The sequence below is a fragment of the Pseudomonas abietaniphila genome (assembly GCF_039697315.1).
Lineage (GTDB): Bacteria > Pseudomonadota > Gammaproteobacteria > Pseudomonadales > Pseudomonadaceae > Aquipseudomonas > Aquipseudomonas abietaniphila_B.
The window spans coordinates 2,592,998-2,604,734 of record NZ_CP155619.1; the positions used below are offsets into that span (position 1 = coordinate 2,592,998).

Annotated in this window: 11 protein-coding genes; 8 read left to right on the forward strand and 3 right to left on the reverse strand. The window is 59.9% G+C overall.

Annotated features, from left to right (window positions below; translation table 11 throughout):
• Window positions 1–94 precede the first annotated feature (94 nt).
• Entirely contained in the window at window positions 95–1,078 is a 984-nt protein-coding gene (locus tag ABDX87_RS11515; RefSeq protein ID WP_346832943.1) for an alpha/beta hydrolase family protein, read from the forward strand.
• 122 nt (window positions 1,079–1,200) lie between these two features.
• Here the strand turns inward: ABDX87_RS11515 and ABDX87_RS11520 are convergent, their stop codons facing one another.
• Genes ABDX87_RS11520 through ABDX87_RS11530 form a run of 3 tightly spaced genes read right to left on the reverse strand, consistent with a single transcriptional unit; the run spans window position 1,201 to window position 3,705 of the window.
• Entirely contained in the window at window positions 1,201–1,971 is a 771-nt protein-coding gene (locus tag ABDX87_RS11520) for a DnaJ domain-containing protein (protein ID WP_346832944.1), read from the reverse strand.
• Window positions 1,972–2,640 (reverse strand): N-acetylmuramate alpha-1-phosphate uridylyltransferase MurU, encoded by a 669-nt coding sequence (murU, locus tag ABDX87_RS11525; protein ID WP_346832945.1) that lies wholly within the window; start codon window positions 2,638–2,640, stop codon window positions 1,972–1,974.
• A gap of 48 nt (window positions 2,641–2,688) precedes the next feature.
• The gene (locus ABDX87_RS11530; protein WP_346832946.1) at window positions 2,689–3,705 is read right to left on the reverse strand and encodes an aminoglycoside phosphotransferase family protein; all 1,017 of its coding nucleotides are present in this window, start codon (window positions 3,703–3,705) and stop codon (window positions 2,689–2,691) included.
• A 129-nt stretch (window positions 3,706–3,834) separates the two neighbouring features.
• On the opposite strand from ABDX87_RS11530, the gene ABDX87_RS11535 reads away from it, so the two are divergent.
• From ABDX87_RS11535 to glpE, 7 genes are all read left to right on the forward strand, one after another.
• Entirely contained in the window at window positions 3,835–6,639 is a 2,805-nt protein-coding gene (locus ABDX87_RS11535) for an LPS-assembly protein LptD (RefSeq protein ID WP_346832947.1), read from the forward strand.
• Window positions 6,620–7,942 (forward strand): peptidylprolyl isomerase, encoded by a 1,323-nt coding sequence (locus ABDX87_RS11540; protein WP_346832949.1) that lies wholly within the window; start codon window positions 6,620–6,622, stop codon window positions 7,940–7,942. Before ABDX87_RS11535 ends, ABDX87_RS11540 begins: the two co-directional genes overlap by 20 nt.
• Window positions 7,939–8,928: a 4-hydroxythreonine-4-phosphate dehydrogenase PdxA gene (pdxA, locus tag ABDX87_RS11545; RefSeq protein ID WP_346832950.1), complete on the forward strand. Its 990-nt coding sequence runs from the start codon at window positions 7,939–7,941 to the stop codon at window positions 8,926–8,928. The genes ABDX87_RS11540 and pdxA overlap by 4 nt, the downstream gene beginning before the upstream one ends.
• Entirely contained in the window at window positions 8,925–9,731 is an 807-nt protein-coding gene (rsmA, locus tag ABDX87_RS11550; RefSeq protein WP_346832951.1) for a 16S rRNA (adenine(1518)-N(6)/adenine(1519)-N(6))-dimethyltransferase RsmA, read from the forward strand. Before pdxA ends, rsmA begins: the two co-directional genes overlap by 4 nt.
• 118 nt (window positions 9,732–9,849) lie before the next feature.
• Entirely contained in the window at window positions 9,850–10,230 is a 381-nt protein-coding gene (gene apaG / locus ABDX87_RS11555; RefSeq protein WP_346832952.1) for a Co2+/Mg2+ efflux protein ApaG, read from the forward strand.
• Complete coding sequence (locus tag ABDX87_RS11560) at window positions 10,230–11,111, forward strand: symmetrical bis(5'-nucleosyl)-tetraphosphatase (protein WP_346832953.1); 882 nt, start codon at window positions 10,230–10,232, stop codon at window positions 11,109–11,111. Before apaG ends, ABDX87_RS11560 begins: the two co-directional genes overlap by 1 nt.
• Window positions 11,112–11,166: 55 nt before the next feature.
• Window positions 11,167–11,487 (forward strand): thiosulfate sulfurtransferase GlpE, encoded by a 321-nt coding sequence (gene glpE, locus ABDX87_RS11565; RefSeq protein WP_062385210.1) that lies wholly within the window; start codon window positions 11,167–11,169, stop codon window positions 11,485–11,487.
• The last annotated feature ends 250 nt before the right edge of the window (window positions 11,488–11,737 follow it).

Below are 11,737 nucleotides of genomic sequence, written 5' to 3' on the forward strand. Positions count from 1 at the left end.
TGCCTGGCTCCCGACGCGTTCGCCGATACCGGCCTGACAAACCGTCATCAACCCATTAGGCTGCCGGAATTGTTTCTGGCTTTTGGAATATCCGATGTCCTACACCATTCGCGCAATGTTTCCCGCGATTTGCCTGACGCTGATACTACCTTGCTCGCAGATCGCAATGGCGGCAGACCCTGCACCGGCCAAAGACGCCACGCCTGCCGAAACGCCCGTCGAGCGCGCAGCCCTACCCTCTCGCAGCCAGGAAGATGCGCTGGCGCTGGAGCGTTCGGTGCCACAAGCCGAACAACAACAGCTGCAAGCCGGCGACGACAGCTTCCTGGCCCTGTGGAAACCCGCCAATATCGATGAGCCAAAGGGCGCGGTGGTAATTGTGCCCGGCGCGGACGAATCACCTGACTGGCCCAATACCGTCGGGCCGCTGCGTCGCAAGCTCCCTAACGTGGGTTGGTCGAGTTTGAGCTTGAGCATGCCGGACGCCGACAACGACGTTTTCGCACGCGCCGCAGATCCGGCTCCCACGGGCGACAAAGCAGCCGCCGACAAGGACAAGGCCAAAGACGCACAGGCCAAAGCGCCCGATCCGGCAGCCAGTGCCGAAGCCGATGCGGCCGCTGCCGCCGAGCAAGCGGCGGCACAAGCGGAACTGGCCAAGGCTAATGCGGAAAAAATCTTTGCCCGTATCGACAGTGCCGTGGCGTTCGCTCAGCAGAACAAAGCACGCACCGTCGTATTGCTAGGCCACGGCACAGGCGCCTACTGGGCTGCGCGCTACATGAGCGAACACGCTTCGCCTGCCGTTCAGAAACTGGTGATGGTGACAGCGGTCGATACCGGAAAGGATACGCCGACGTTGCTGGAGCTGCTGCCGAGCCTGAAAGTCGCGACAGCGGACTTCGTCAACAAGGAACGAACCGTCGCGCGGCAACAGGCTCAGGACCGCCTGGATGCGAGCAAACGTGTGAAGAATGCACGCTTCACTCAAGTGGCCCTGAGCACGATTGCGGGAAATCCGGCGATGGAACAGGACCAACTGTTCCGCCGTGTGCGTGGGTGGCTGGAGAGTCAGTAAGTTCGATTCACCTTGTAGGAGCGCGCTTGTCCGCGATTGCGATCTGCCGCCAATGACGAAGCGTCTGACCCTCCGCAATCGCGGGCAAGCGCGCTCCTACAGTTGACGTACAACCTTGGAAGTCACCGAAACCCGCGCCGATCACGAATGACGGCATAGGCGTTGTGCAGCTCTCGAGTCCTTTCGGTGGCATCACGCACCTGAAGTTGATTGGCACCTGATCCCGCGACCTTGTCGGGATGGTGGCGGCTCAATAAACGACGGTAGGCCCGCTTGATCTGCGCAGGCTCCGAATCAGACCTCACGCCCAGCAGTCGCAGCGCTTCCTGATAGTCGCCCCCGCTGCTGGCAGGCGCACGAGCCCTTTGCTCGTCCTCGGTCGATGACAATGCCTCAACCTTGTCGGCGGGCCAGCCCAGCCATTTGCCCCACAGCACGATCAATTCACGCTCCGCGCGCGTGGCTCTGCCGTCTGCCCAGGCCATACGCCAGCAGGCGCGCAACAAACCTTCGGCCGCATTCGGTTGCGGTTTCAGGCGCGTCAGGTGCACACGCAGATTATCGCGACCGTCCTTGCCGCGATTGAACGCCGCAATCGCCCGGCGCTTCGCGGGATCGGTCATGTCCAGTCGCTGCATCTCAATGCGCGCCTGCTGAATATGGCCGTCAACGACCCGACCGTCGCTTTTGGCCAGCCGCCCCAGCAGGATGAAAATCAATTCGTCGTCACGAGGAACGCTACGTCCGCTGATGCGCTCGCGCAGTTCGGCCAGGCTCTGCACATGCAGGCGCCGGTCCAGCGCCTGTCCCAACAAGGCCCCCAGCATGGCGCCGGGAATGCTCGCAATCGCATACCCGACGCCACCGCCGATCACTGTGAATGGCCAGAGCATTTAGGGTCTCACCGCAAGCATCTGTTCGACTTCCGCCAAGCGCTCATGGGTCCCGACATCCACCCAGCGACCGGTGAAATGCTCACCGGTCACCCGCCCTTTGCCCATCGCATCGCGCAGCAAAGGCGCGAGCTTGAAAGCACCTGCGCTGCACCCGGCAAACAACTGCGGGTGCAACACGGCAATGCCGCTGTAGGTCAGGCGCGACAGGCTGGCGTCGTCCCGAACCTCACCCCCCACCAGCGCAAAGTCGCCGGTCGGGTGATGCAGCGGGTTGTCCACCAGCACCAAGTGCGCAAGCCCTTTGATCGGTGCCTTCAGCGGCGCGAAATCGCAATCGGTCCAAATGTCGCCATTGACCACCAGAAACGGTTCGTCGCCCAGCAACGGCAGCGCGCGAAAAATGCCTCCACCGGTTTCAAGCGGCTCGCCTTCAGGCGAATAGGCGATGTTCAACCCCAGGCGCTGACCATCACCCAGATAATCCTCGATCTGCTGGCCGAGCCAAGCGTGGTTGATCACCACATCGGTGAAGCCTGCGCGTTTGAGCGCGCGCAGGTGATATTCGATCAACGGGACGCCGCCGGCACGCACCAGCGGCTTGGGCGTGTGCAGGGTCAGCGGGCGCAAGCGCTCGCCTTTGCCTGCGGCGAGAATCATCGCTTTCATGCGTCCCTCTTCCAGACAGTCTTCACATCCATTCCTTAAAACGATGGCTTATTGTTTTGGCTGACCGAGACTGGTCAGCAGATTGCTCAGCTCAACCAGTTCAGGTCGGCGCGCCAGCACGGCTTCTATATAAGAGAAGAAGCGCGGGACATCGGCAACGTAACGAGGCTTGCCATCACGATGGCAAATACGAGCGAAAATACCGATCACCTTCAAATGCCGCTGTACGCCCATCAAATCGCTGGCGCGACGAAACTCGTCGAAATCATCCTGCACAGGGATACCCAAGGCACCCGCTTTGTCCCAATACCGCTTGAGCCACTGTGCGACACGCTCTTGCGGCCAGCTCAGGAAGGCATCCTTGAACAGGCAAGTGATGTCGTAGGTCACCGGGCCGTACACCGCATCCTGAAAGTCCAGCACGCCAGGGTTCGGCTCGCTGAGCATCAAATTGCGCGGCATGTAGTCACGATGCACCAGCACCTTCGGCTGCGCCAACGCGCTGTCGATCAACAGTTCGCTGACCCGTTGCCAACTGGCCTGTTGCGTCGCATCGAACTCGATACCCAAATGACGCTTCACGTACCACTCGGGAAAAAGCTCAAGCTCACGGCGCAACAGCGCCACGTCGTAACTGGGCAGTGGTGCTTCCATTGGCAACTGCTGAAAGGCCAGCAGCGCGTCGATGGCATCGGCGAATAATTGATCGGCATTTTGTGCATCGATGACGTCGAGGTAGGTTTTTCGACCCAGATCGTTCAGCAGAAGAAAGCCTTGATTCAGGTCTTCGGCATAAATTTTCGGAACATTAATTCCTGATTTGCTCAATAAATGAGCGATATCAACGAAGGGTTTGCAGTTTTCCTGAGGCGGAGGAGCGTCCATCACGATAAAAGTGCGGCCCTCGCCCTCCCAGCGGAAATAGCGTCGGAAACTTGCGTCACTGCTGGCCGCAGTCAACGTGGCTGGGGGTATGGCGCCCCAGCCTTGAGCCAAAAACAACTTCGGCAGCTGCTCATCGAGCCAATCTTTCAGGTGTTGCAGGCGTACATCTTGATCTGGCATTGCAAGGGTCTCCGACGGCGCTAGCCGTCAAGCGGGTCATGCTTTATTATCCGACATCTTTTTCAGCCCATCGAGAGGCGTGCGGCCCCCCCGCGGGCAGATGGCGCGCAGGAAGCCCGGACTAATAAGATGGCATTGAAATCCCCCGCGTTTCGTAAAAAATTTCCGTTGCTCGTAACCGGCAGTTTGCTGGCGATGCAACCTCTGGCCACCCAGTACGTGGTTGCAGCTGAACAGTATGACTGCTCGGTGTCTGCAACAGGTTCCTGGGATTGCTCCCCGAAAACCAACGCAGCCCAGTTGCCTCCGCGGCCCGTGCACGACGCCAACAGCGTGTCGTCCAACACCAGCACGGCGACTGACAGCACGACCACGACCGAAAGCGGTGAGGTCGTGCCCAAAACGATGCTCGTCACCGAAGCCAAAGGCCGTGGTCTGAAATCGCGTAGTGCTGACTACAGTCACCTGGACTGGGTTCCACGCGAGAAGCTGACCGCTGCCCAACTGGCAGAAACCGGCCCTTACTGCTCCGGCGCCTACATCGAGCCGATTCGTCCGGGCATGGACGACAAGACCGCGAAAAGCGACGCACCGACCTTCATCGGCGCCAAGGCTTCGCGTTATCAGCAGGAAGAACAGATTGCGACCCTGGCCGGTGACGTCGTCATGCGCCAGGGCAGCATGCAGGTCGAATCCGAAGAAGCAAGCCTGCACCAGGCTGAAAACCGTGGCGAGCTGAACGGCAACGTCCGCCTGCGCGACAACGGCGCGCTGATCGTCGGCGACCACGCCGAAGTCCAGCTGGACACCGGTGAGGCGAAGGTCGACAACGCCGAATACGTGCTGCACAAATCCAACGTGCGCGGTAACGCGCTGTACGCTCGCCGTGCAGAAAACGCGATCATCCGCCTGAAGGACGGTACGTACACCACGTGCGAACCGAGCAGCAACGCCTGGACGGTGAAGGGCAACAACATCACCCTGAACCCGGCCACCGGCTTTGGTACTGCGACCAACGCGACCCTGCGCGTTCACGACATCCCGGTTCTGTACACGCCGTACATTTACTTCCCGATCGACGACCGTCGCCAGTCCGGCTTCCTGCCACCGACCATCGGTGCCAGCAGCGACACCGGCTTCTCGTTGCTCACCCCGTACTACTTCAACCTGGCGCCGAACTACGACGCCACGTTGTACCCGACGTACATGGCCAAACGTGGCCTGTTGCTTGAAGGCGAGTTCCGCTACCTGACCAAGAGCAGTGAAGGTCAGTTCGGTGCGGCTTACCTGAATGACGACAACGACGATCGCAAGCTGCAGTCTGACTACAAAGACACGCGCTGGATGATCAACTGGCAGAATCGCAGCGGCCTGGATGAGCGTCTCACTGCGCACGTCGATTACACCAAGGTGAGCGATCCGTACTACTTCAAAGACCTCAAGAGTGGTCAAGAGGGCGTCAGCACTCATGACTACCTGAATCAGCAAGGTGATCTGACTTATCGCGGTGACAGTTACGTCGCTCGCCTGAATGCTCAGCAGTATCAGTTGACGACAGTCACTCAGATCACACCTTATGCACGCCTACCGCAACTGACGTTGAACGGCACGCTGCCATACCGCCCCGAAGGCCTGAAATTCGACTATGAGACCGAGCTGGTGCGGTTCGACCGTGACCTGCGTACCGGTAACTACTCCGACGAAGACGGTATCCTAACCAGCCGCCTGGACAACAACATTTTCGGCCTCGCTCGCGCCACCGGCGACAGGCTGAATCTGGCCCCGTCAATCAGCTTGCCGTTGACCGCGAGTTACGGTTACGTCACGCCAAAACTCAAGTACGTCTATACCAAGTACGATCTTGATCTGGACGGACGAGGAAAAGCTGATCTTCTCACTGCAACGAACCAGACTGCGGGCTATCAGCAGAATTTCGACAGCGGCGTAGACCGTTCAATTCCGATCTTTAGCGTCGACAGCGGTCTGTTCTTTGACCGTAACACCAACTGGTTTGGCAAGGATTACCGCCAGACGCTGGAACCACGCCTGTACTACCTGTATGTGCCTGAGAAGGACCAGAACGACATCCCGATTTTCGATACGGGTGAAACGACGTTCGATTACGCTTCGCTGTTCCGCGACAACCGTTTCGTAGGTTCCGACCGTATCGGCGACGAAAACAAACTGTCGCTGGGCGTCACCAACCGCTGGATCGAAGACAACGGTTTTGAGCGTCAGCGTTTCAGCATCGGTCAGGCGTTGTACTTCGCGGACCGCAAGGTGCAGTTGCCCGGTATCGCCTACGAAGATCGTAAAGACGCCCAGTCCGATGTGTCCCCGTACGCGCTGGAGTACGAATACCGCTTCAACCGCGACTGGCGTGCGACTTCGACCTTCAACTGGGATCCGGACAGCCGCAGCACTCGTTCCGGCAGTGCGATGTTCCACTACCAGCCTGAAGACGAGCCGGGCAAAGTGTTCAACGCCGGCTATCGCTATCGTAACGACCAGGTTCGCTACGACCAGACCACAGGTCGGTGGAGTGTCGGTGGTGGTGACGCCGTCCTGCCGGATGGCTCCATCATCAAGGACTACTACAAGATCCAGCAGCATGACTTCTCGGTCATCTGGCCGGTGGTTCCGCAGTGGAGCGCCATTGCTCGCTGGCAATATGACTACAACCGCGATCGTACCCTCGAAGCCTTTGGTGGTTTTGAATACGACAACTGCTGCTGGAAGCTGCGTCTGATCAATCGTTACTGGGTCGACTACGACGAATCCACTCAAGAAGTGGCGCAGAACGAGAAAGGCGACCGCGGCATTTTCCTGCAAATCGTGTTGAAGGGGCTTGGTGGCGTTGTTGGCCAAAAAGTTGAAGGCTTCCTCGACAAAGGCATCCAAGGTTATCGTGAACGTGAAGACCAAGCTTTCTGATTGTCTGCGCCCGCTGATGCTGGGCGCGCTACTCATCGGTACCGTGGCGCACGCTGAAGTGCGCTCCATCGACAAGGTTGTGGCCATCGTCGACAACGACGTGGTGATGCAAAGCCAGCTCGACCAGCGCACCCGTGAAGTTCAGCAAACCATCGCCAAGCGTGGGCAGGGCGTTCCGCCAGCCAGCGCTCTGGAGTCGCAGGTTCTGGATCGTCTGATCCTGGAAAACCTGCAACTGCAGATCGGCGAGCGCTCCGGCATCCGCATTACCGATGAGGAGTTGAACCAGGCGGTCGGCACCATTGCTCAACGCAACAACATGAGCATCGATCAGTTCAAAGCTGCACTGGCGCACGACGGTCTGTCGTACAACAGCGCACGCGAACAGATTCGTCGGGAAATGATCATCAGCCGCGTGCGTCAGCGCCGGGTTGCCGAGCGCATTCAGGTGTCGGACCAGGAAGTGAAGAACTTCCTCGCTTCGGACCTGGGCAAGGCTCAGTTCTCCGAAGAGTTTCACCTGGCGAACATCCTGATTCCAACGCCTGACAGCGCGACCTCGGACCAGATCCAGGCGGCCGCCGTCAAAGCCAAGGACATCTACGGCAAGCTCCAGCAGGGTGCGAACTTCGAGCAGCTGGCGATCTCTTCCTCGGCCAGCGAAAGTGCCCTGGACGGCGGTGACATGGGCTGGCGTAAAGCCGCTCAACTGCCTCCACCGTTCGGTGACATGCTGAGCTCGATGAGCCCGGGCCAGGTGACGCCACCTGCGCGTACCCCTGGCGGCTTCATCATTCTCAAATTGCTCGAAAAACGCGGCGGCGAAAATCAGACCCAGATGCGCGATGAAGTTCATGTTCGTCACATCCTGCTCAAGCCAAGCGAAATCCGTAGCGAAGCCGAAACCAAGTTGCTTGCGCAGCGCATCTACGATCGCATCCAGAACGGCGAAGACTTCGGTGAACTGGCGAAGAATTTCTCTGAAGATCCAGGGTCGGCGCTCAACGGCGGCGACATGAACTGGGTTGATCCCCGTTCGCTGGTACCGGAATTCCGTGACGTCATGAACGAGACACCTCAGGGTGTCGTGTCCAAGCCGTTCCAGACTCAGTTTGGCTGGCACGTGCTGGAAGTCCTGGGCCGTCGCGCAACCGACAGCACCAGCCAGGCGCGTGAACAGCAAGCGATGACCGTGCTGCGTAACCGCAAATACGACGAAGAGCTTCAAACCTGGCTGCGTCAGATCCGCGACGAAGCGTACGTTGAAATCAAGCTTCCTGGCGCTGACCAGGCTGCCAAGTGAAACCCAAGCGTTTCGCCCTGACACCCGGCGAGCCCGCTGGCATCGGCCCTGACCTTTGCCTGCTGCTCGCCGAGCAGTCCCAGCCTCATCCCCTGATTGCCATCACCAGTTGCGACCTGCTCACCGAGCGGGCCGCGCAGCTGGGTGTGGCCGTCAGCCTGATTCCTGTCACACCAGACGCCTGGCCTGACACGCCTGCACCTGCCGCCAGTCTGTATGTTTGGGATACCCCGCTTCAGGCGCCCGTCGTTGCCGGACAATTGAACAAAGCCAATGGCGCGTTCGTGCTGGAAACCCTGACCCGTGCGGGCCAAGGCTGCATGGACGGTCACTTCGCCGGCATGATCACAGCCCCCGTACACAAGGGCGTGATCAACGAAAGCGGCATCGCGTTTTCGGGCCACACCGAATTCCTGGCGGACCTGACCCAGACACAGCAAGTGGTGATGATGCTCGCCACCGGCGATCTGCGCGTGGCGCTGGTGACCACTCACCTCCCTCTGCGCGACGTCGCTGACGCCATCACGCCTGAGCGTATCGAACGCGTCACCCGCATCCTACACGCGGATCTGGTCAACAAGTTCGGGATTGCCCACCCACGGATTCTGGTCTGCGGACTGAATCCGCACGCGGGCGAAAGCGGCCATCTGGGCCGCGAAGAAATCGACATCATCGAACCTACCCTGGAACGTCTGCGCAGCGATGGCCTGGATTTGCGCGGCCCGCTGCCTGCCGACACACTTTTTACCCCCAAATATCTGGAGCACTGCGACGCGGTGCTGGCGATGTACCACGACCAAGGCCTGCCCGTGCTGAAGTACAAAGGCTTCGGCGCAGCCGTCAACGTGACACTGGGCCTGCCGATCATTCGCACCTCCGTGGACCACGGCACTGCGCTGGATCTGGCGGGCAGCGGCAAGATCGACACCGGCAGCCTCAAGGTCGCGCTGCAAACCGCCTACCAGATGGCCGAGACCCGTCAATGACTGAGCAATACCAACACAAGGCGCGCAAGCGCTTCGGCCAGAACTTCCTGCACGACGCAGGCGTGATCGACAAGATCCTGCGCTCCATCCGTGCCAAGGCCGAAGACCGCATGCTGGAAATCGGCCCGGGCCAGGGCGCCCTGACCGAAGGCCTGCTGAGCAGCGGCGCGCAACTGGACGTGGTGGAACTGGACAAGGATCTGGTTCCGATCCTCATGCAGCAGTTCAGCGCCATGCCGAACTTCAACCTGCATCAGGGCGACGCGCTGAAGTTCGACTTCACCCGCCTCAACGCAGCCCCTGGCAGCCTGCGCGTCGTCGGCAACCTCCCCTACAACATCTCCACGCCGCTGATCTTCCACCTGCTGCAGAATGCTCACCTTATCCGTGACATGCACTTCATGCTGCAAAAGGAAGTCGTCGAGCGTCTGGCCGCAGGCCCTGGCGGTGGTGACTGGGGCCGTCTGTCGATCATGGTTCAGTATCACTGCCGCGTGGAACACCTGTTCAACGTCGGCCCTGGCGCGTTCAATCCGCCGCCGAAAGTCGACTCGGCCATTGTCCGGCTCGTCCCGCACCAAACGCTGCCGCATCCCGCCAAGGACCATCGCGTCCTTGAGCGACTGGTCCGCGAAGCCTTCAACCAGCGCCGCAAGACCTTGCGCAACACGCTGAAGGCCCTGCTCACCAGCGATGAAATCGCTGAGGCAGGCGTGGACGGGAGCCTGCGTCCCGAGCAGCTGGATCTGGCCGCGTTCGTCCGCCTGGCTGACAAACTCACCGACAAGCCTGTCGTCGGCTAATGCCTCAGGACACGGGGCGGGCCGAGGAGCCATTGGTTTTTTACCCGCCACATGTCCTAGACTGATTCCTCACCGGGCTTTTCCGGCTTTTTCCGCTTTCGCTTTCAAGGCCTCTTGCATGTCCGATCCTCGTTATCAGATCGACGTCAGCGTCGTCACCCGTTTCCTCGCAGAACAATCGCAGCCTGAGCAAAACCGCTTTGCGTTCGCCTACACCATTACCGTGCATAACAACGGTGAGATACCGGCCAAGCTATTGTCGCGCCACTGGGTGATCACTGACGGCGACGGCCATGTCGAGGAAGTTCGCGGCGAAGGCGTCGTCGGCCAGCAACCGCTGATTCAGGCGGGACAGAGCCACACCTACAGCAGTGGCACGGTCATGACCACCAAGGTCGGCAACATGCAGGGTAGCTATCAGATGCTGGCCGAAGACGGTAAGCGCTTCGACGCGATCATCGCTCCGTTCCGCCTGGCGGTGCCGGGGGCGCTTCACTGATGACGGTCTATGCGGTCGGCGACCTGCAAGGTTGCCTTGAACCTCTGAAATGCCTGCTTCAACGCGTGTCGTTTCAACCGGGCAAAGACACACTCTGGTTAGTGGGCGATCTCGTCAACCGCGGCCCGCAATCGCTGGAAACGCTGCGTTTTCTCTACGCGATGCGCGACTCGGTGGTCTGTGTGCTGGGCAATCACGACCTGCACCTGCTCGCTGCCGGCCGAAACATCGAGCGCCTGAAAAAAGGCGACACGCTGCGGGAAATTCTCGAAGCGCCGGACGCCAGCGAGCTGCTCGACTGGCTGCGCCAACAGAAACTCCTGCATTACGACGCCCAGCGCGACATCGCCTTGGTGCACGCAGGCATCCCGCCACAGTGGACGCTCAAGAAAGCGCTGCGAAGTGCCGAGGAAGTCGAGGAAGCCCTGCGCGACGACAACCTGTTCGAACCCTTTCTCGATGGCATGTATGGCAACGAGCCTGCCAAATGGGACAAGGACCTTCACGGTGTCACTCGGCTGCGCGTCATCACCAATTACTTCACGCGCATGCGCTTCTGCACCGCCGACGGCAAGCTGGACCTCAAAAGCAAGGAAGGCCTCGACAGCGCGCCTGCCGGGTATGCGCCCTGGTTCAGTCACAAGGATCGCAAGACCAAAGGCCTGAACATCATTTTCGGGCATTGGGCCGCACTGGAAGGCCGCTGCAATGAGCCTGGGGTCTATGCACTCGACACAGGCTGTGTCTGGGGCAACGTCATGACCCTGCTCAACGTCGATACGCGGGAGTTGATTCGCTGCGACTGCGACGAGCGCGGTAACCTCGCCCCGTCAACATCCAGCAACCCAGCCGCTAGCGACCCCGCCGCTGCCCAGCGTTAGAATCCCTTTTTCGTTCTCGACAGTCCGAGAACCCAACGGCCCAGGAGCCCACGCCATGACCGACTTCAAACGCATCCCGCCGGAGCAGGCCCAGGCCCTGCGTGAACAAGGCGCCGTGCTGGTCGACGTTCGCGACGCACAGACATTCGCCAGCAATCACATCCCGGATTCGCATCATCTGGACAACCATTCCATTGCCGACTTCATCCGCAATGCCGACCTCGACAAACCGCTCGTCGTCGTCTGCTATCACGGCAACTCCAGCCAGAGCGCAGCAGCCTATCTTGTAGGTCAGGGCTTCTCTGAGGTCTACAGCATGGATGGCGGATTCGAGCTGTGGAAAAACACTTTCCCGAGCGAAACCGCGCAAGGCTGATCGAAAAATATTTTTTCGGTACGCGAGGCCGCGTTCTACGCGGCCTCGCGCGTCCAACTGACGAACGGTCCCCCTTCATTCATACGCCTTCCTTCTTTCTGTGTGCGAATCCGAACTATCCTTAGCCTCAGGCCATCCGAATCAGGGGAGAGCCGGTACACCGGCGCGTGGGTCATCGGTAGCTACTTTTATGGTGTTTGGGGGGTAATGGCTTCTGAGTGATCAGCTGCCAGCCAGCATCGACTGACGA

Excerpts from the sequence above, each read along its gene's own strand:
- ABDX87_RS11515 (WP_346832943.1), top strand. The coding sequence starts at position 95 with ATGTCCTACACCATTCGCGCAATGTTTCCCGCGATTTGCCTGACGCTG.
- ABDX87_RS11520 (WP_346832944.1), bottom strand. The coding sequence starts at position 1,971 with ATGCTCTGGCCATTCACAGTGATCGGCGGTGGCGTCGGGTATGCGATT.
- murU (WP_346832945.1), bottom strand. The coding sequence starts at position 2,640 with ATGAAAGCGATGATTCTCGCCGCAGGCAAAGGCGAGCGCTTGCGCCCG.
- ABDX87_RS11530 (WP_346832946.1), bottom strand. The coding sequence starts at position 3,705 with ATGCCAGATCAAGATGTACGCCTGCAACACCTGAAAGATTGGCTCGAT.
- ABDX87_RS11535 (WP_346832947.1), top strand. The coding sequence starts at position 3,835 with ATGGCATTGAAATCCCCCGCGTTTCGTAAAAAATTTCCGTTGCTCGTA.
- rsmA (WP_346832951.1), top strand. The coding sequence starts at position 8,925 with ATGACTGAGCAATACCAACACAAGGCGCGCAAGCGCTTCGGCCAGAAC.
- apaG (WP_346832952.1), top strand. The coding sequence starts at position 9,850 with ATGTCCGATCCTCGTTATCAGATCGACGTCAGCGTCGTCACCCGTTTC.
- ABDX87_RS11560 (WP_346832953.1), top strand. The coding sequence starts at position 10,230 with ATGACGGTCTATGCGGTCGGCGACCTGCAAGGTTGCCTTGAACCTCTG.
- glpE (WP_062385210.1), top strand. The coding sequence starts at position 11,167 with ATGACCGACTTCAAACGCATCCCGCCGGAGCAGGCCCAGGCCCTGCGT.